We start from the raw sequence: 18,928 nt of genomic DNA, 5'->3' as shown, positions 1-18,928 counted from the left end.
TCCAGCTTTGAGTGCTTAATCTAAAGAAATTTTCGTCCCAATGTAATGATCATTATCTATCAAAAATCGATGCAAGTTTTTCGGAACTCTTCCGTCTAAAATAAAAGCCTCTTTAGCCCCTAACTTTAAAGCTGATAAGCAAGCTTGAACTTTGGGATACATACCGTCTTTTATAATACGCTCATCATAGAATTTTTGAGCTAGAAATTCATTTAAAGAATCCCGTATTTCACCATTTGCATCCCGAACACCAGCAACGTCTGTTAAAATAAATAGACTAATTTGAAGTGCACCAGCAATAAAAGCTGCAACCGCATCTGCATTAATATTATAAGACTGCCCGACCAGATCCGCACTAATTGGCGCAATAACAGGAATCACATTTCCTTTTAAAATTGTCTCTAAAACAGCCGTATTCACATCCACAGGACGCCCAACAAAGCCTAACTCATGACTCATACGCTCTGCTACGATCAAGGAAGCATCCGTTCCAGAAATTCCAACAGCAGAAGCTCCTTCTAAGGTAAGCGAATTCGCCAATCTCTTGTTGATAATACCACACAACACCATTTGAATAATCTCTAGAGATTCTTCAGTTGTTTTTCGTAAACCGTCAATGAACTCACTTGGTATATCCAAACGCGTTAGCATTTGGGTAATCTCTGGACCTCCTCCATGAACAATAATAGGAAGAATATCCTGCTTGTATAAGGAGACAATTTGTTTTGAGAAAGCAGTATCTCCTCCTTCCATAAGATGCCCACCATACTTAATCACCACGTAGCGCTTAGAAGGTGTAAAAAAGGCGTCTCTTTCTGTCATTTCTGGTAAAGGCATCTTTATTATTTATTAAAGAACGGGTTTAGGGGCTGAAAAGGCTGACAAAATAGCTCTTAACGCTTCAATACCTACATTTTTTCGACTACTCGTAAATAAGATTTCTGGATTAGCCGCAGGATGAATGCGTATGACATCTTCAAGCGCAACAAGATGTTTATCAAGCTCTGTTTTACGTGCATCATCTACCTTAGTGAAAACCACACGATACGAAATTGCAGCCTTGTCCAAAAGCGTAAATACATCCTTGTCGCTTTGCTTAACACCTACACGAGCATCAACTAAAACAACAACCTGTCGTAAGGTTGGGCGTCCTTGTAAATACAAAAACATTGTTTTTTGCCAGTCTTCCTTAACTTCCTTGGAAGCTTTAGCAAAACCATATCCTGGCAAATCAACAAGGACTAACCTTTTCCCCAAATTAAAAAAATTTAATTGTTTCGTTCTTCCCGGTTCTGAGGAAGTACGTGCCAAGGCATTTTGTCCTGTAATTGCATTAATAATGCTAGACTTTCCAACATTCGAACGTCCAACAAATGCTACTTCCGGAAGAGAGGGAGCAGGCAAATGCTCTAATACCTGTGCACCGTGAAAAAAAGAACAATCCTGGGCAAAAAGCTTTCTTCCAAAATTAATTTCTTCTTCCGAGAAGCGATCTGCCTCCAGATTTGCATCATTTTTTAACATCTTCAACACACTTCCTTCCTCGCATTTTCATCTCTGAAAATCACTTCTTCCCTTCAATAACACCGCCTTTTACAGGAACAGGAAGAACTGTGCGACGCTGAATGTAAGCCTGTTGCAAATACGTTAAAATATTATTCCATGTATAATAAATTAAAAGACCTGCTGGAAAATCTGACATAATAAAAACATAGACTAAAGGCATAAATTGCATAATGCGTGCCTGAGCTGGATCCATGCTAACCATGGTCTGTTTTTGCATCATCCAGAATGTAAACCCAAGAGCCAACCCCCATAAACTCACATGTAAAAATGGAGAAATTACAGTTGGATTAAAGGGCAACAAACCAAAGAGATTAAAAATATTCGTGGGATCTGGAACAGATAAATCTTTAATCCAACCAAAGAACGGAGCCTGCCTCTCATCAAGACTAATATTCAACATCTTATACAAGCAAAAAAAGATGGGAGCTTGAATAAGTATTGGTAGACAGCCACCAGCAGGATGTACCTTCTCTTCACGATAAAGTGCCATCATCTGCTGATTCATTGCCTTAGGATCAGACGAGTATTTCTTTTTAAGCTCTGCCATCTTTGGCGCCAAAAGCTTCATTCGAGCAGCAGAAACCGCTGCCTTTGAAGCCAATGGAAAAAGAAGAATTTTGACAATCACGGTCAAGGCCATCAGAGCCAAACCAAAATTCCCAATTAAACCATAAAGCCAATGTAAAACCCAAAGAATAGGACGCGTTAGAAAAGAGAACCAGCCAAAATCAATCGCAGAGTCAAACCTATCAAGACTATATTGTTTCTGATATGCGGAAAGAAGTGAAAAGTCCTTCGGACCAACAAAAACAAGAGATTTTGTAGAAGATTCCGTCTGAGAATCTGTTAATGAAGGAGCAGACGTTAGAGAAACAAGATAATCTCCGCTTTCCTTTAATGACTGTTGATGCTTATACGAAAGTGTGACTTTCTGATCTTTCTGAGCACCCGCAGCAACAAGCCAATACTTATCGGTAATACCGCCCCAGCCACCAGATCCTGTATCACTCCAAGCTAACCCGCCAGTAGCCTCAGAATTTTTCTTAATATCTTTATAGCCTATATCTTTCAAAACAGCGTTTATAGCCCCAATAGGCCCTAAATATTCTGTAAAAGATCCTGCATTTTTAGGAAGAAAATCTCTATGAACCGTCTGATAGGACTGTAAAGTAATTTTATTATTTGAATTATTCTCAACCTCTTGCTGGATATTGAACATATATTGTTTATCCAGTGAGATTTTAATTTTAAAATTGACCCCCTCCCCGTTATCCCATGTTAAGAGAATAGGATTTCCACCAGCCTTTAATTCATTATCAGAACTCTGCCAAACAGTTTCTAAATTAGGAAGTTTGGTGCTTGCATTTTCAGAAAGTTGATTCCAGCCGATTGTTACGTAAGTTGGATAAGAAGAATCTTGAGCCGATAAAAATCTAACGTGAGGTGAATCTTTATCTAAAGTTTCTTTGTATTTCAAAGAAACCAAATCATCCAGTACTGCACCGCGAAGATTCAATGAGCCTTGTAATTTTTCGCCTGTAATCTCAATTCTACGTACCGGCTCTGATGGTTTTGGAATGACCGGCGCTTCACTTTTTTGCACCTCAGTGCCTTGAGGTTGTGCAGAAGTCTGTTGTTGATCAGCAGATATTACAGAAGCTTTTTTTTGGGCTTCTGGATGTGGAAAAAACTTATACTGAACCCATGTTGAGGCACCTATAATCAGGGCAGAGCCAATAATCGCTACAGCTAATCTTGTACTAGCCTGCTGCTTATCATTATCCATAAACGCTACCCTATTTTTCCCTAAACATTAATAACAACACTGTATCAAGCAGGATGATCAGTCCCACCAGGATGCCACGGATGGCATTTTAAAAGCCTCAACACTGTTAAATAAGTCCCCTTAAAAGGACCATACCGTTGGATAACGATACGGGAATACTCACTACATGTTGGGTAAAAACGGCAATTATTACCTAAAAAAGGACTAATACAAAAACGATAAAGTGCCAAAAGAAACAATAAGATATATTTTAACATAAAATTATGAAAACTGAGTGACTGACATTTTTTTTATACACGAAAAAATGCCCCCTCTTATATCTGAAACCAGCTTTGTAAAGGCCTCATCACCTGTTGACTTTCTACCAATCAATACATAATCGCCCGCCGGCACCTTTTCATTTTTTGCAACTTCCTGAAAAGCTGCCCTAAGGCGACGACGTATTCGATTACGTACAACAGCATTTCCAAGTTTTCTGGTCACCGTAAAACCCACCCCCGCTGAAAGAGATGAAGGGTAAGCTTGCACAACAACTGTATGACGAACAGCCTTCACGCCACGAGAAGCTGCTCGCAAAAACTCAGATCTTTTTTGTAAATGCCTGTAAATAGAATAAACTCAAGCAGAAAGCTTTTTACGGCCTTTAGCTCTTCTTGCAGCCAAAACACGGCGACCGCCAACGGTCGCTGAACGTGAACGAAAACCGTGACGGCGTTTTCTGACAAGTTTTGAAGGTTGATACGTACGTTTCATTATTTTTCTCCGAGATAAAACAATTTAGTTCTTAAAATTCTAATGCATTGATACTTATGCATAGGGGTTCTTGTCAATTTTCAATCTTTGTTAAAAGGCGGAATTTTCACACCTCCAAAAAACAGACCGAGTTCTGCTGCCATTTGTTGACATAAAAGCTCATCCATTACAAATGTACTTCCAGCCTCATAAGCAACACCAGCTAGCCCCGCTTCGGAAGCTAGTCTTAGAGTATCTAAGCCGATCATCGGCATATCTACTCTCATTTCTTGATTTACTTTTGGCTTTTTTAATAACAATCCTGCCCTTTTCGAACAAGAAATACCTAAAGAAGCCACGCGTTTCAACATATTATCTGTTCCCTCAGGCCCCTCAGCTGCTAAAATGCGTCCGTTCTGAACAACACACCCCTGCCCCATATCAAAAGAGGCCGTTACTGTCAAAAATCGCCAAGCAAAAATTAAATCTTTTTTTTCATTAGAAGATAAAGAGCGATTAAAACCCTTCTGACCGACGCAAGACGGAAGATAAAAATCTGCTCCTTTAACCTCAAAACCTTCCTGCTCCAAAAGAGAAACAATCGTTTTTAATAAAGCATCGTCCCCTTTATAAAAACGCTCTCCAAGTTTCCATAAAAATGGCAATGCCTTCAAATCAGGACACAAGCGGTACCATGATGGGCGCTTAACTGGACCAATCATAACCAACTCTGTGCATTCATTTCTTTTTAAGCAAGAAAGAATACGGCCAACAGCGCCCAACCGAATAACATTAGGCGAAAAAGAAGCCAGTATTTTTAAGTTAGCATAGCCCTCTAAAGCAATAAGAGTAAAGGGAACACCCTGCCGATGCAATTGCCTCGCTAGCAAAGCTGGCAACCCCCCTCCACCTGCTATAATCCCAACTTTTCTTAGATTAGCCATCCCCATTCTCAAAAATCTGAGCAATGGTCAACCCTCTCTTACTTGGATTTTCCATAAAATTTAAAATTTCTAAAACTTTAGGCTCTTTTCCAAATAACTCTCTGGCACGAATAATTCGTTGCGGCAAGGAGCCATCAATAGCACCGTTTCTAGGATACAAAACCCTTAAAGCCTGACGCATAACTTGTAATTCATCATGCTGCACCCCACTGCGTTTTAAACCAACCCAGTTAAGTCCAACAAGACGAGCACGATTTCCCATAGCCGTACCATAGGGGATCAGATCACGCTCGATACCTGTCTTTCCACCAACCATAGCCCCCCGACCAATTCTTACAAATTGGTGAATGGCTGCAGCCCCCATAATTCGGGCATTGTCCTCTATACAAACATGCCCTCCTATAACAACATTATTTACAATAATTACATTATTGCCAATACAGCAATCATGCGCAATATGCGCATTTACCATGACTAGACAATTCTTACCGACAGATGTAGTCCCACCACCGAAGGCTGTACCTCGATGAATAGTAACGCCTTCTCTAATGATTGTATTATCACCAATAAGACATTCAGAATCCTCCCCTTGATATTTCAAATCCTGAGGGGCAAGACCTATTGTCGCAAAGGGATATACTTCTACGCCATTTCCTATTTTTGTACGTCCAGAAATAGAAACAGACGAATGAAGACGAACATTATCTCCAATGATAACATTCGAATCTATATGGCACCATGGACCAATGTGGACGCCATTCCCAAGAATGGCACCCTTTTCAATAATGGCTGTTGGATGAACTTCCATGGAGAACAACTACTTCCGTGGAGATAATTAAAATAAAAACAACGACAGTAAGGAATTATTCCGTTGGAGGATCCAAAATCATTGCACTAAATGAGGCCTCAGCGACGGATTTTCCACTAACACGTGCCACCCCCTTAAAACGCCAAACATTTCCACGCTGACGCTCCTTTTGCACCTCTAAACGTAATTGATCCCCTGGACTAACTGGCTTTCGAAATTTTGCACCTTCAACTGTCATAAAATAGACAATTTTATTTTCGCGCTCAAAATCCAATCCCATCATTACAAGAGCGGCTGCTGTCTGAGCCATAGCCTCAACAATCAAAACACCTGGCATAACAGGCGTTCCAGGAAAATGTCCTGGGAAAAAAGGTTCATTTATTGTTACATTTTTAATACCAACAGCAGACTCACCAAACTGAATTTGCTCCATCCGATCTAGTAGCAAAAAAGGATAACGATGTGGCAAAGCCTTCATAATAGCAACAATATCTGCTGTCTCTCCAACAGAAGCTTTGTCAGCATTCTGGACCACTTCCGCGTTCGGACTTGCAGCCATAATTTTCTCCTTGTTATTATCTTACTCCGAAAGCAAATACATACTTCCAAATAAAATTACAATCACACTTCACTTTTTTGACCATGACCAGAACGACGTGAAAGACGACGCAACGTTGCTACATTTCGAAAAAACTCTCTAAAAGGCAAGGCTGGACTTCCAATCACTTCTGCTTTTTCATCAAGATTTGACATAACACCACATTGCGCTCCAATCCGAGCCCCTGAACCAATTTTTAAATGACCCGTCAGACCAGCCTGTGCTGCGACTTGAACAAAATCACCAATTTCTGTGGAACCAGAAATCCCTGCCTGAGAAACGACAACGACACAATTCCCTATCCGTACATTATGGGCAATTTGCACCAAATTATCAATACGGCAGCCAAAACCAATCACCGTGTCTCGAACAGATCCCCTATCAACAGCCGTATTAGCTCCAATTTCTGTATAATCACCGATGATCACTCTGCCAATTTGGGGAATATTGTGAAATCCCTCTTGGCTTATAGCAAAACCAAAACCAGGATGGCCAATCCGTGCGCCTGTATGCAAAGCAACGCCATTTCCAAGCAAAGCACATTCCACACTTACATGTGGATAAATACGGCATTTTTCGCCCAAGACAACACCATTTCCAATCGAGACATGATTTGCGAGAACCGTACCATCCCCGATAACCGCGTTATCACCGACTAAAGAAAAAGCACCTATCGAAACATTTTTTCCTATTTTTGCATTAGGGGAAATAACAGCCGTCGGATGGATTAAAGCTTCTTTCGGCATTGTTGCGAAAAACCGTGCAACAATCTTTGCCCAAAGCACATAAGGATGCTCTGTGACAATTGCCACAGCGCTCGAAGGCAAATGTTCTTGAAATTCAGGACTAATAATAACAGCGCCTGCTGACGTATTTTTTATGAGAGGTATGTATCTTCTATTATCTAAAAACGCAATTTCATCTGCCTTCGCAGCCTGCAAAGGTGCAACACCTGTAAATATTTTTTTGCCATTTTCTTCTAAATCCTTAATCTGGCATTTCAAGCCGTCAAAAAGATCATGAAGAGAAAATGGCCCCTGACGCTCAAAAAACCTTGGATCTCCCGGAATTTCCTCTATAGCCAAAACACTTACCTCCGGCTCTTAAACTCAAATTGATATTAATCTCTAATTAATTACGTAATACAGACGGTGGCGATTTTTCTTCTGGTGGTGGTGCCTGATTCATAAGACGCTCTTCATCCGCTGTCGTTGGCATTTTTCCACTTTTTGCCAAAAGCTCAGGATCTTCATCAGCCGCTGGAATATAAACGTGAGACAAGACCTTGTTTAAACGATCTGCAACCTCTTTGGTAATATCCTGCTCATCGACATGAAGAACCGTCTGCTCAGAACGCAAAACAAGATTCATATTATGTGCTTCTGCCACCTGACCAATAATACCATTACGTTGTTCAAGCTCTCTTTCTAATTGATGAAAAGCAACTTGATACGCCTCTTGAATAATTCTTGCTTTTCCTCCGAATTCTCGCTGGTCTTTAATCCTTCGCTCTTGAAGTCTCTTCTCATGGGCCTGAAGCTGATCTGGTGGCAAACTATGGGCTTGTGCCTGTAATTGTTGCACTTCACCTTGCCATGCACGCTCCTCATCTTGTACGATTCTAGCTAACTTATCCCGTCGCGCTCCCAATTCCTGTTGAATTTCACGCGCTGCGGTTGAAAGCGCCATAACACCTGGAATATTAATTACACCAATTGTTGCACCCGGAGGTGGAGCTTCTTTACCAATAGGTGGTGGAACTGGAACATTCGGCAATGGCAAAATAGGTGGCGTTTGAGCTCCCATCTGCTCATCCATCCCCCCCCCATCTGGCATACCAGCGGCAGGAGGGGGCGCAGGGGCAGCTGCTGGTGCACCAGTTGGAACTGGAATGGTCTTCGGCTCTGGCTTATCCGATTTAGCCGCTTTTGGCACAAACCACCCTTCACTCTTTGCAGGTGTCGCAAAGAAACTTACACTCACAAAAGAAAGCAACAAAGCCCCGCTGAAATAACAAAACTTCTTTTGTGAAAGCGGTCTATATTTCCAGTTTTTCATCAAGAGTACCTGCCTTTTTCTCTTATCCAACATCAGAATTGCTGCCCAAAACCAAACCGGAAAGGATATGTAATATCCCCTGGCTGCTTTTCAAAAGGAATCGCTGCATCGATATTAACCAGTCCGAAAGGACTTTTCCAAGAAATTCCTTCACCAATCGTTGCTCTCGGTGCGAAAGTATTTCCTTCGATAGGGGTATAGCATGACAAACTCGGGTCTGAATGACACATATCACCAGGGCTCGTGTAAAGATGCTCAACACGAACGCCACCCAATCCCCCAATATCAATAAACGAACGCGCTGAAATTCCCAAGGATTTTCCCATAGGAACAGGGTAATTTATCTGAAAAGAAGCTGTGTACATTAAACGTCCACCAAGCATATCTTCTTGACCTTCCCAGTTAGGCGTACATGGAGGCCCATTAGGATTTCTATCTGGGCCACAATTAATATGTGCTGACCGTGGACCAACACCACCCTGTAAAAACCCTCTTAAATTTTGTCCACCAAGGTAAAAGTTATCAATAACTCGTCTATCGGAATCAGCATCTCCCCAGTTCCCCATGTAACCAAAACCTCCTTTTAGGCTGATGACCCAATCATGGTTTCCTGTAAATTTATCCAACGGAAAATAATATGCCCCATTAATTTTTCCACGCATATATTCCTCATCTCCACCAATACCAGCAAAATCCCCACCAATGGTAACAACATAACCAGAATGCGGTGCGGAACGGCTATCTCTCCTATCATACGTCAATGATGTACTTAACTGAGACAACAATGACCAACCACGAGAATCAATAATATAGGCAGAGGAAACATACTGATCATTGTAACCTGAGGATGCACCACTCATAGCCTGTCGCAAATTCACGTTTCCGATATCTCTGTCCACCAAACTATAAGTCCAAGATTGAGATAAATATCGGCTAATGCTGTATCCTGTTCTCAAGTCAAATCCATATCTACCTTCATTATAGCTCTGATAAGTCTCATCCAAACTTTGTGTAAAATAGACATCAGCACCAGCAACCATATTTCTTCCGAGAAAGTATGGATCCGTAACAGATAAATCAGCCTGCCTTTCATAATAAGCGATCGTGCCATTGAAGCCAGCGCTCACTCCTGATCCAAGTAAGTTCGTTTGTTTAACAGCAACATTCCCCATAACACCGGCATCGGTAGAGTAACCACCGCCGACAGAAAACTGTCCTGTTGGCTTCTCCTGAACATGTGCAATTAAATTAATTTTATCAGGAGCAGACCCTGGTGTTTGACTAACACTCACATCCTTAAAATATCCTAAATCTTGAATGGCATATTTAGAATATTTCTTTTCCAGAGGTGTAAAGGCATCCCCCTCAGCAACAGGTAGATTGCGACGGACAATCGAATCTCTTGTAATCGTATTGCCATTAATATCAATACGCTCAACATATGTACGAGGCCCCTCAACAATATCGAAGAGTAAATCTACCGTTCTTTTTTCAGGATTCCGTGCAATTTCACTTCGGACAACTGTAAAAGGGTAACCGTGCCCTTGTAGCCATTCTTGCATGCTCGTTGCCACATCTTGAACAGCTGTTGCATCATAAAAAGCACCTCTAATAAGAGAAACCATGTGTGACTGCATCATTTTTGGGGTTACGCCTGTAATCGTAGAACGAATATTAAGTTTGGAAAGCCTGTAACGCTCCCCCTCATGCACTGTGTAAGTAATATAAAAACTTTGATGATCTGTTGAGAGTTCTCCTGTTGAATCAACAAGGTGATAATCAATAAAACCATTATGCAAATAAAAACGCCGCAATAACTCACCATCATATTTAACACGATCAGGATTATATTGCGTTGAAGATGAAAAAATACGATACCAAGCATCTTCTTTCGAAGAAACAACAGCAGAAAGAGCAGCTTGTGTATAAAATTTATTTCCAACAAAAACGACTTTTCTCACTTTTGTTTCATGTGCTTCATTGATTTTAAAAATGACATCAACACGATTGTGAGAAAGTTTGATAATTTGGGGTGTCACGGTCGCACCGTAACGTGCCTTGCTCGCATATAAATTTAAAATACGTTGACGATCGGCCGCAATGGCACGTGCTGAGTAAACAGCCTTTGTTCTTAACGTCACCTCTTTGGTAATATCTTCGTCTTTAATGGCACTATTACCTTCAAAAACAATTCGATTAACAACGGCATTTTCAGCAACAGTAACCACCAAGGCACTCCCTTCACGCTCTAAGGAAACATCCCGAAAAAGTCCTGTTGCATAAAGCGTTTTTAGAGATCTATTCAAATTTGTTCGGTTAAAACTATCTCCCGGCTGCACCACCATATAAGACAATACTGTACTCGTCTCAATACGGTCGTTCCCACGAACTTTTATATCTTCAATAATATTTGAAGAAGTCACAGGCTCGTTCTGCACAACATTATTTGAAGCTGATTTGGAAAAGGCTGTCTGGGGCAAAAGACAGAATAAGAGCATCATAGCACTTACTAGAATAAGCGCTAAAAAAGCCTCGTTTCCTTCTTTTTGGCGAAAATAGCCCCGCAAACAGTCGTCCTCATTCACTCTGAAATTTACAGTTCTGCAATTCTTCCTGCGAACTTGAACAGCATTATAATATATTCATAAATTCAGAGAAGAATTAGAATAAAATATTTATCAGTGCGAAATAGAAGCAAAGGTTTTATAAACCCAACCAAAAACACCAATGCCTTTCAAATCATTATATGTTGATAGAAGAAATAAGAACAGAATTAAAGAGATGCCGATCTGCAAATAAACATCTCGTATGCGGTCTGGAATAGAACGTCCTAAAATACCTTCTACCGCATAAAAAACCAGCCGCCCTCCGTCCAAAGCTGGGATAGGCAATAGATTAAGCAACCCTAAATTGACCGATAATGAAGCCATAAAAGAGAGCAAACTGACAAAGCCATAAGAAGCAACCTGTCCAGACATCTGAACAATTCGGATCGTCCCCCCAAGTTCAGAAGCACTTCGCTTACCCGTCAAAATTTGTCCTATGCCAGACAAGACATTCTCGGTTGTTTCCCAAGTCTGCTGTACCGCCATGGGAATAACTTTGTAAATAGAAACAGGCTCTCCATACCCAGATACAGCAGAAAAAGCCACTCCAATACGTGCAATTTCGTGTCCATTTTCTTTTATTAATTTTGGCTGAATTGAAATATTTTCTTCCTTACCCTCTCTCTGGATTCCTAAACTTAACGCTGTTTCAGAATGTCCTAAAATCACTTTTTGAAGTTGTTCTAAAGAAACAACGTTTTTACCATCAATTTTAAGAATATGATCCCCAGCTTTAATTCCAGCTTCAGCTGCTGGACTCCCTGCCTGAACAGAAACGACGTCAGGAGTAGATTTAGGCGCGCCTACAAATGCAAAAATAAAGGCATATAAGAGGATAGCTAAAAGAAAATTAAAAATAGGTCCCATGGAGACAACCAGCATTTTTTGTAATACAGATTTCTCATAAAAGGCACGATCAGAAACAATCTTCGCTAATTCTTCAGGATCATCTGGCTTTTCAAAGCCATGTAAGCGGACATACCCTCCCAGAGGAAACACACTTAAGCGCCATTCCGTCCCTAATTTGTCGTACCATCCTTTAATCGCAGAACCAAAACCGATTGAAAAAACATCTACTTTAATTTTGCAATAACGTGCCGCAAGATAATGCCCCATTTCATGGATAAAAACTAAAATTCCAAAAACGACAATGCTAGCCGCAATCATCCGTATAAAATCAAGCATTCAAACTTCCTTGACTAATAAACTGCTGCGCGGCTTGACGGCCAAAACAATCCCACTCAAAAACTTCTTCCAAAGAAGTAATTTCTCCAGAAAATTTCCCCTGCTCCAGGGTTTTTTCAATTAACTCCCCAATTTGCAAAAATGTGATCTTCCTGTTTAAGAAATTTTCAACAGCAATTTCATTAGCAGCCGAAAAGACTGCAGGAGCCCCACCGCCAATCGTTAGAGCCTCTCTAGCTAAAGCCAATGGTCGGAATTTCCTCTCATCCATCGGATAAAAATCCAACTTAGCCATCTCCGCCAAATTTAAACGATCACAGTTGGTTTTTAGACGCTCTGAAATTCCCAATGCAAAAGAAATCGGAATGCGCATATCTGCAGCGCCCATTTGAGCAACAAAGCTGCCATCCCTAAAAAGAACGCCACCATGAACAACAGACTGTGGGTGAATTAAAACATCAATCTGATCGCTTGGTAAATTAAATAAACGTGCGGCTTCAATAACTTCTAGCCCTTTGTTGGCCATGCTTGCAGAATCAATGCTAATCTTCGCTCCCATGGACCAAGTTGGATGCTTTAAAGCCATTTTTGGGGTAACCTTTTTCATCTCTTCCAGAGAAAAAGTTCTAAAAGGCCCTCCTGAGGCTGTTAGAAGTATTTTTTCAACCTCAGCTAACTTACTCTTTCCTAAAGCTTGAACAATGGCATTATGTTCAGAATCTACAGGCAATAATTTTCCACCGCTTTTATCAATACTGTCTAATAAAATAGACCCAGCACAGACCAAAGCTTCCTTATTTGCTAGGGCAATATGTCCCCCATTTTTAGCCGCAGCCAAAATAGGCTCCAAGCCAGCTGCTCCCGTAATTGCAGCCATCGTCCAATCAACCTTAATAGATGCAGCCTCAATAACGGCTTTTCTACCAGCAGAAGTCTTTATATCTGTACCTGAAAGAAGCGCCCTCAATTCTGGTAGTTTTTCTTCATTATTTAAAACGGCCCATTCTGCATTTAATTCTCTTGCCTGAGTTGCTAGTAATTCGGCATTATCCCCCCCAACCAGAGCACAAACAGAAAAATCTGAAGGAGAAGACTTTAATAAATCAACAGTTGAAGTACCGATACTTCCTGTACTTCCTAAAATAGTGACAGTACGAGGGCTCTGTTTTTTATAACTATCCATTACGCAATCAAAATCCCTCAAAAATTATAAACCCACATGAAATAAATCTTTTATACTAATCGTCCAAAAAGCATTTTCTCCAGCAAAAAACTGAAAAAATAATGCAATAGGTATCGCCCCTAGCATTCCATCCAATCTATCTAAAATTCCGCCATGCCCTGGAATAATTTTTCCAGAATCTTTCACGCCAGCCCTTCTTTTGGCAGCACTCTCACACAAATCCCCAAGCTGCGAGCTGATACCAAGTAAAATTGCATAAAAAGCAGTATCGATAATCCAAACACCTGTGAACAAGTACTCCAAAAGAAACGAAAGCAACACAGCAAAAAACAAGCCACCAATAGCTCCAGAAACTGTTTTGCCTGGAGAAATAGAGGGGGCTAGTTTCCTACCACCAATAATACGACCTGAGAAATAAGCGCCTGTGTCACAAGCTGCGACGATCAAAACGACAAAAAATACATTTATAACGCCGAAAGGAGACATCCGGAGATAAAAAAAACCCAGCCCCCCAATGAGTGCAACAAGAACAGCTAGTGATTGGTAGAGAAATAGCTTTCCACCTTTAAAAGGCTTCTCTTGACTGCCTCTTGCTAAAGAAAGTCCTTCAAAAACAACGAAAAAGGAAATTAGCGCAATAAAAAGAATGTAAGGCCAATGCCCATAACAAATAACAAAAACAGAAACCGCAGACAAAACAATTGCGGAAAGCAGCCTAGGCATGAGATCCGCCCAACCACTTTTAGAGTGGAATATTTTTTTCAAGGTTATGTTTCCCTTAACTTCTTGCACCGAAACGTCTGTGCCTTGAAGCATACTCAACTAAGACTTTTTCAAAGTCTTTCTTCGTAAATTCAGGCCAAAAAATATCTAAAAAAACGAGCTCACTATATGCTGCCTGCCAAAGCAAAAAATTAGACAAACGGGCTTCTCCACTCGTACGAACAATCACATCTGGATCAGGAATATCCTTTGTCTGAAGATATTGCTGCACAAGCTCTTCCTTTATTTCATCCTGTGAAATCTTACCAGAAAGTAAATCTTGAGCCATTTTTTTAAAAGCTGAGGTGATTTCTAACCTTGATCCATAGGAAAGCGCTAAGGTCAGGGTCAGTCGATCATTATGAAATGTTTTTTCAATCGCAACTTTTAACTCTTCCCGAACCTCCCGAGAGAAGCGTTCAACTTCTCCAATAACCTGAAAACGCACCCCCTCCTGATGTAACTCGTCAATATTTTCACGCAAATAGTGAAGTAAAAGCATCTGTAAGTTAGAAACTTCTTCTTCTGAACGACGCCAATTTTCAGATGAAAATCCATATAACGTAATATATGGAATTTTTGAATCAAGCGCTGCCCTTGCGCAGCGCTGAACAGCAACACCACCTTCTTCGTGTCCTTCGGCTATGGAAAGTCCATTTTTCTTTGCCCAACGACCATTTCCATCCATGATGAAAGCAATATGGTTAGGATACGACGAGAGATCTGTTTGAGAATGTGACATTATTTTCGATAGATCAATCAAACTTGTTTGATTTCACTCTCTTTTTTAGAAAGTAAATCATCTAAATCAGCAATAAAACTATCTGTAAGTTTCTGAATACTATCTAGCCAATTTTTTAACTCATCTTCGCCGATTGTACCTTCCTTCTCTTCTGCCTTAGCTTTACTCATACCATCCCGTCTGGCGTTTCTTACTGCAATACGGGCATTTTCTGTATAGCGCCCAGCAGCCTTGGCAAGCTCTTCACGACGTTCGCCTGTCAACTGAGGTACAGGCACACGAACTGTCTGCCCCTCGGATGCTGGATTTAAACCTAAACCGCTTGTCCTAATGGCTTTTTCAACAGCCTGAACTAATCCTTTATCCCAGACAGAAACTGACAACATAGAAGGCTCTGGCACAGCAATAGATGCTACCTGCGTCAAAGGTGAAAGAGAGCCATACGCCTCAACACGCACAGGCTCCAAAAGCGCTGGCGTTGCACGCCCAGACCTCAAACCTGAAAATTCTTTTTTTAGATTAAGTTTCACTTTATCCATGCGCTCATGCACATCTTTTAATAACTCATCAAAATTACCTGACATGACAAACCTCAAATCTTCATAAATAATAAAACAAACAACAAGTTATTCGGTAATCACCGTAAACTTTCCTTCGCCGCACAATATTTTTGCAAGATTTCCATGCTCATGGATATCAAAAACGAGAATAGGAAGCTTATTCTCACGTGCAAGACTAATTGCAGCGGCATCCATAACTTTCAAACTCTTTGAAAGAACGTCTATATAAGAGAGTCTTTCATAACGTAACGCATCAGGATTTTTATGTGGGTCATCTGAATAAACCCCGTCAACTTGTGTCCCTTTCAAAAGAACATCACACTCCATCTCACTTGCTCTCAAAGCCGCAGCTGTATCTGTTGTAAAAAATGGATTTCCAGTACCCGCTCCAAAAATAACAACCCGCCCCTTTTCCAAATGCATAAGTGCGCGACGACGAATATATGGCTCTGCAATGGCCGACATATGAATGGCCGTCATGACACGCGTCTCAACATCGTTCTTTTCCAAAGCATTTTGAAGCATTAAGGCATTGATAACAGTTGCAAGCATCCCTGCGTAATCGCCCTGAGCCCGATCCATCCCCTTTGCAGCAGCAGCCACGCCCCGAAAAATATTTCCTCCGCCGACAACCAAACAAACCTGAATGCCTGCTTTTGTCACATCTGTAATATCCGAAGCAATCCGCTCTACGACCTGAGGGTCTATTCCACCAGCCCCTTTACCCATTAAAGCCTCTCCTGAGACCTTCAAAAGAACTCTCTTATACTTGTAAGAAGGAGAAGAAATTTTGTTCATTGCAATAACGTTCCTGTCGAGGCTGATAAGTTGTCTTTTTATATCCTAATTTTTTTTTTGAAGCATCTATTATCTTTGTTTCTGCTCAAAAAGTCGGTCGTATCTCTTTTAATCGTCGTATATCCTGATCCCATTTTGGCTTTTCTTTTACTTGTAAAAAGAGATGACATGTCTGTCCCAGAGAATATTCAATAGCACTTCTTGCTTTTTTTCCAATTTCTCGGATCCTTTTTCCCCTTTCTCCAATAACAATGGCTTTTTGTGCTGAACGCATCACATAGATATTTGCATCGATACGAACAGATCCATCTGGCCTATTTTTAAAACTCTGGATTTCCACCGTTGAGTCGTATGGTAGCTCATCATGCGTTTGAAAAAAAACTTGTTCCCGAATAAGTTCCGAAACCCATGTGCGCTCAGGCATGTCTGTAAGCATATCTTCAGGAAACATAAATGGCCCTACTGGCAGAATATCAGCCAATTTGCACATCAAATCCCGAACACCATCTCCCGTCAAAGCACTAACCATAAACACTTCAGATGCCTGACTTTGCTGCATAACTTCTTCGGCTAATGGAAGAAGTAACTCTCGCTTTATGTCATCAATTTTATTCAAAACGAGCCATAAAGGAATCTTGCTTTTTTGCGCCTTTGCGCCAGATTCTATAGAAATATTTTTTATATCGTCCTTCTTTGCCCTTGTTGCATCAACGACAAGTAGCGCCAAATCAGCATCTTTCAATCCATCCCAAGCCGCACCAACCATTGCTTCGTCTAACTTCCGCTTAGGCTTAAACAAACCAGGGGTATCACAAAAAACAATTTGTGTTCGTCCTTCATTAACAATTCCCCTTGCCCTCATTCTCGTTGTTTGCGCTTTAGGTGTTACAATAGAAACTCTTGCGCCAACAGCCTTATTCAAGAAAGTGGACTTTCCAGCATTCGGAGCACCCAAAAGCGCAACGAAACCACAACGTTCCTGCTGTTTTTCAGAATTATTATTCAACAACGCTTCTCCTGTCATTTACTTTTCTTATTCTTTTTAAACATATGCAGAAGATTAGCCGCAGCCTCTCGTTCAGCCTCTCGTCGACTTCCCCCAATACCTTCAGCAGACTGACCATCTCCCTCTACCTTAATTCGAAATTCAGGCGCATGATCCGCCCCCCGCCTTTCAAGAATAGTATAAACAGGTAAAGCTCTGCCCTTTCCTAGAAGGTATTCCTGTAAACGCCCTTTCCATTCTTTTGGGGGCTCTTTATATGAATGAATCCGATCTTTCCAAAGGCGGCGAACAACTTCGTTAGCAACAAGAAAACCACCGTCTAAATAAACAGCTCCTAAAACAGCTTCCATTGCATCTGCTCTAACGGATGCGATTTTTCTCACTGTCTTTTCCTTTGTTCCGATTTCTAGACTTCTCTCAAGATCAATCTCTTTAGCTACTTCAGCAACAGTTTCACCAGATACAAGAGCATTGTGGCGCAATGCTAAACTGCCCTCCACCTCTAAAGGAAACGTCTCGAATAGCCAAGTCGCCATAGCCAAACCTAAAACACGGTCTCCAAGAAACTCCAAACGCTCATTTGAAGCTATTTTCTTATTATTCTTCTTTTTAACCGTTCGAAAATCAATCAGAGCAGAGCGATGCCTTAAAGCATGACGCAATAACTCTTGGGACAAAAATCTATATCCTAAGGCTTCTTCTAAGTGAGAGAAAGGCAATTCTCATACCCCTCTTTGCTGAATAGGATGGAAAAATCGATTTAACCTTATCTCAGATGGCCAGTACCAAAAAGCCCATTTAGAATGCGAAAAATCAAAAGAAAGTAAAACTCTTCTTGCCTTTCCTTCAACATTTTCTAATGGAACGAATCCCAAATCTCGACCGCTTCCAACTAAATAATTACTCCCCAAAGGCGTAGAGCAACTTCCAACTTCACGCCCTCCTTGAAAACGGCTATCGGCACTATCGTCTCGATTGTCTCCCATTACAAATAAGCATCCAGACGGAACGGTATAAACTTCTGTATTATTGGCAGCACCTTCTTCCGTTTCTTGCAAAATGTGATAACGCCTTATTTCCTCTGAATCTTTTTCACCGACATGATTCTCTTCAATAAACTCTTCACCGCTCCAAGAACGCCCCTCTCTATTTAAGTACTGATGTTCTCCCTGAGACACACGCTGTAGAGGTTTATCATTCAAGTACACAACACCATGCTTTAATTGAAGGCGATCTCCAGCCACCCCGACCACTCTTTTAATATAATCAATGGAGCTATCCTGCGTGAAACGAAAAACAATTACATCACCCCGTTTTGGCTCTGATTCAAAAATACGCCCCTTTAAAAAAGGGACAGGAAAAGGGAAGGAATAACGCGAGTAACCATAATCATATTTTGTAACAGAAATATAATCTCCAACAAGCAAAGTAGGCACCATTGAACCTGATGGAATAGTAAATGGCTGAAATACCAAGGATCTAAATCCGAATACCAAGAACAATAAGAAGATAATCTGAGCTAAAAATAAAAGCCATCCATCATCTTTTGCCTGTCGTAATAATCTCTGAATATCTGTTTTTTTATCCATTATTT

21 protein-coding genes are annotated in these 18,928 nt (G+C 40.9%); all 21 read right to left on the bottom strand.

The annotated features are described in order from the left end of the window. Positions 1 to 15: 15 nt before the first annotated feature. Positions 16 to 837 carry an acetylglutamate kinase gene (argB, locus tag FAI40_09585; protein QCE35557.1) on the bottom strand — a complete coding sequence of 274 codons (822 nt, stop codon included), beginning with the start codon at positions 835 to 837 and terminating at the stop codon, positions 16 to 18. A 12-nt stretch (positions 838 to 849) separates the two neighbouring features. Beyond that, entirely contained in the window at positions 850 to 1,524 is a 675-nt protein-coding gene (locus FAI40_09580) for a YihA family ribosome biogenesis GTP-binding protein (GenBank protein ID QCE35556.1), read from the bottom strand. Between the two features lie 40 nt (positions 1,525 to 1,564). Beyond that, entirely contained in the window at positions 1,565 to 3,352 is a 1,788-nt protein-coding gene (gene yidC, locus FAI40_09575; GenBank protein QCE35555.1) for a membrane protein insertase YidC, read from the bottom strand. Between the two features lie 44 nt (positions 3,353 to 3,396). Then, entirely contained in the window at positions 3,397 to 3,609 is a 213-nt protein-coding gene (yidD, locus tag FAI40_09570) for a membrane protein insertion efficiency factor YidD (protein QCE35554.1), read from the bottom strand. 4 nt (positions 3,610 to 3,613) lie between these two features. Continuing rightward, the gene (gene rnpA / locus FAI40_09565; protein QCE35553.1) at positions 3,614 to 3,961 is read right to left on the bottom strand and encodes a ribonuclease P protein component; all 348 of its coding nucleotides are present in this window, start codon (positions 3,959 to 3,961) and stop codon (positions 3,614 to 3,616) included. A 9-nt stretch (positions 3,962 to 3,970) separates the two neighbouring features. Beyond that, entirely contained in the window at positions 3,971 to 4,105 is a 135-nt protein-coding gene (locus tag FAI40_09560; protein QCE35552.1) for a 50S ribosomal protein L34, read from the bottom strand. 80 nt (positions 4,106 to 4,185) lie between these two features. After that, the gene (locus FAI40_09555; GenBank protein ID QCE35551.1) at positions 4,186 to 5,052 is read right to left on the bottom strand and encodes an LpxI family protein; all 867 of its coding nucleotides are present in this window, start codon (positions 5,050 to 5,052) and stop codon (positions 4,186 to 4,188) included. Beyond that, positions 5,021 to 5,836 (bottom strand): acyl-ACP--UDP-N-acetylglucosamine O-acyltransferase, encoded by an 816-nt coding sequence (gene lpxA, locus FAI40_09550; GenBank protein ID QCE35550.1) that lies wholly within the window; start codon positions 5,834 to 5,836, stop codon positions 5,021 to 5,023. Before lpxA ends, FAI40_09555 begins: the two co-directional genes overlap by 32 nt. A gap of 55 nt (positions 5,837 to 5,891) precedes the next feature. Next, on the bottom strand, positions 5,892 to 6,395 hold the full coding sequence (gene fabZ, locus FAI40_09545) for a 3-hydroxyacyl-ACP dehydratase FabZ (GenBank protein QCE35549.1): 504 nt from the start codon (positions 6,393 to 6,395) through the stop codon (positions 5,892 to 5,894). 62 nt (positions 6,396 to 6,457) lie between these two features. Further along, a complete protein-coding gene (gene lpxD, locus FAI40_09540) occupies positions 6,458 to 7,519 on the bottom strand; it encodes a UDP-3-O-(3-hydroxymyristoyl)glucosamine N-acyltransferase (GenBank protein ID QCE35548.1) in 1,062 nt (353 codons plus the stop codon). 46 nt (positions 7,520 to 7,565) lie between these two features. Continuing rightward, positions 7,566 to 8,492, bottom strand: coding sequence for an OmpH family outer membrane protein (locus FAI40_09535; protein ID QCE35547.1), 927 nt, complete (start codon positions 8,490 to 8,492; stop codon positions 7,566 to 7,568). Between the two features lie 32 nt (positions 8,493 to 8,524). Then, entirely contained in the window at positions 8,525 to 10,993 is a 2,469-nt protein-coding gene (gene bamA / locus FAI40_09530; GenBank protein ID QCE35814.1) for an outer membrane protein assembly factor BamA, read from the bottom strand. A 177-nt stretch (positions 10,994 to 11,170) separates the two neighbouring features. Continuing rightward, positions 11,171 to 12,283 carry an RIP metalloprotease RseP gene (rseP, locus tag FAI40_09525; protein QCE35546.1) on the bottom strand — a complete coding sequence of 371 codons (1,113 nt, stop codon included), beginning with the start codon at positions 12,281 to 12,283 and terminating at the stop codon, positions 11,171 to 11,173. After that, on the bottom strand, positions 12,276 to 13,466 hold the full coding sequence (locus tag FAI40_09520) for a 1-deoxy-D-xylulose-5-phosphate reductoisomerase (protein QCE35545.1): 1,191 nt from the start codon (positions 13,464 to 13,466) through the stop codon (positions 12,276 to 12,278). The genes rseP and FAI40_09520 overlap by 8 nt, the downstream gene beginning before the upstream one ends. Before the next feature lie 24 nt (positions 13,467 to 13,490). Then, positions 13,491 to 14,282: a CDP-archaeol synthase gene (locus tag FAI40_09515; protein ID QCE35813.1), complete on the bottom strand. Its 792-nt coding sequence runs from the start codon at positions 14,280 to 14,282 to the stop codon at positions 13,491 to 13,493. Then, positions 14,245 to 14,970, bottom strand: coding sequence for a di-trans,poly-cis-decaprenylcistransferase (uppS, locus tag FAI40_09510; protein ID QCE35544.1), 726 nt, complete (start codon positions 14,968 to 14,970; stop codon positions 14,245 to 14,247). Before uppS ends, FAI40_09515 begins: the two co-directional genes overlap by 38 nt. A 17-nt stretch (positions 14,971 to 14,987) precedes the next feature. Beyond that, positions 14,988 to 15,554: a ribosome recycling factor gene (locus FAI40_09505; GenBank protein QCE35543.1), complete on the bottom strand. Its 567-nt coding sequence runs from the start codon at positions 15,552 to 15,554 to the stop codon at positions 14,988 to 14,990. Between the two features lie 42 nt (positions 15,555 to 15,596). After that, positions 15,597 to 16,328 carry a UMP kinase gene (locus tag FAI40_09500; GenBank protein ID QCE35542.1) on the bottom strand — a complete coding sequence of 244 codons (732 nt, stop codon included), beginning with the start codon at positions 16,326 to 16,328 and terminating at the stop codon, positions 15,597 to 15,599. A gap of 85 nt (positions 16,329 to 16,413) precedes the next feature. Continuing rightward, entirely contained in the window at positions 16,414 to 17,352 is a 939-nt protein-coding gene (locus FAI40_09495; protein QCE35541.1) for a GTPase Era, read from the bottom strand. Next, positions 17,349 to 18,053, bottom strand: a complete 705-nt coding sequence (gene rnc, locus FAI40_09490) for a ribonuclease III (protein ID QCE35540.1) — start codon at positions 18,051 to 18,053, stop codon at positions 17,349 to 17,351. The genes FAI40_09495 and rnc overlap by 4 nt, the downstream gene beginning before the upstream one ends. A gap of 3 nt (positions 18,054 to 18,056) precedes the next feature. After that, the gene (gene lepB, locus FAI40_09485) at positions 18,057 to 18,923 is read right to left on the bottom strand and encodes a signal peptidase I (GenBank protein ID QCE35539.1); all 867 of its coding nucleotides are present in this window, start codon (positions 18,921 to 18,923) and stop codon (positions 18,057 to 18,059) included. Positions 18,924 to 18,928: the final 5 nt, after the last annotated feature.

It is taken from the genome of Acetobacteraceae bacterium (assembly GCA_004843345.1).
GTDB lineage: Bacteria > Pseudomonadota > Alphaproteobacteria > Acetobacterales > Acetobacteraceae.
The sequence above is the reverse complement of the archived record's forward strand: the minus strand, read 5'-3'. Positions and strand labels throughout refer to the sequence as shown.

What these genes read in the sequence shown, in the direction of transcription:
- argB (QCE35557.1), bottom strand. Translation starts at nt 837, where the DNA reads ATGCCTTTACCAGAAATGACAGAAAGAGACGCCTTTTTTACACCTTCT.
- FAI40_09580 (QCE35556.1), bottom strand. Translation starts at nt 1,524, where the DNA reads ATGTTAAAAAATGATGCAAATCTGGAGGCAGATCGCTTCTCGGAAGAA.
- yidC (QCE35555.1), bottom strand. Translation starts at nt 3,352, where the DNA reads ATGGATAATGATAAGCAGCAGGCTAGTACAAGATTAGCTGTAGCGATT.
- yidD (QCE35554.1), bottom strand. Translation starts at nt 3,609, where the DNA reads ATGTTAAAATATATCTTATTGTTTCTTTTGGCACTTTATCGTTTTTGT.
- FAI40_09560 (QCE35552.1), bottom strand. Translation starts at nt 4,105, where the DNA reads ATGAAACGTACGTATCAACCTTCAAAACTTGTCAGAAAACGCCGTCAC.
- lpxA (QCE35550.1), bottom strand. Translation starts at nt 5,836, where the DNA reads ATGGAAGTTCATCCAACAGCCATTATTGAAAAGGGTGCCATTCTTGGG.
- fabZ (QCE35549.1), bottom strand. Translation starts at nt 6,395, where the DNA reads ATGGCTGCAAGTCCGAACGCGGAAGTGGTCCAGAATGCTGACAAAGCT.
- FAI40_09535 (QCE35547.1), bottom strand. Translation starts at nt 8,492, where the DNA reads ATGAAAAACTGGAAATATAGACCGCTTTCACAAAAGAAGTTTTGTTAT.
- bamA (QCE35814.1), bottom strand. Translation starts at nt 10,993, where the DNA reads ATGATGCTCTTATTCTGTCTTTTGCCCCAGACAGCCTTTTCCAAATCA.
- rseP (QCE35546.1), bottom strand. Translation starts at nt 12,283, where the DNA reads ATGCTTGATTTTATACGGATGATTGCGGCTAGCATTGTCGTTTTTGGA.
- FAI40_09520 (QCE35545.1), bottom strand. Translation starts at nt 13,466, where the DNA reads ATGGATAGTTATAAAAAACAGAGCCCTCGTACTGTCACTATTTTAGGA.
- FAI40_09515 (QCE35813.1), bottom strand. Translation starts at nt 14,282, where the DNA reads ATGCTTCAAGGCACAGACGTTTCGGTGCAAGAAGTTAAGGGAAACATA.
- uppS (QCE35544.1), bottom strand. Translation starts at nt 14,970, where the DNA reads ATGTCACATTCTCAAACAGATCTCTCGTCGTATCCTAACCATATTGCT.
- FAI40_09505 (QCE35543.1), bottom strand. Translation starts at nt 15,554, where the DNA reads ATGTCAGGTAATTTTGATGAGTTATTAAAAGATGTGCATGAGCGCATG.
- FAI40_09500 (QCE35542.1), bottom strand. Translation starts at nt 16,328, where the DNA reads ATGAACAAAATTTCTTCTCCTTCTTACAAGTATAAGAGAGTTCTTTTG.
- FAI40_09495 (QCE35541.1), bottom strand. Translation starts at nt 17,352, where the DNA reads ATGACAGGAGAAGCGTTGTTGAATAATAATTCTGAAAAACAGCAGGAA.
- lepB (QCE35539.1), bottom strand. Translation starts at nt 18,923, where the DNA reads ATGGATAAAAAAACAGATATTCAGAGATTATTACGACAGGCAAAAGAT.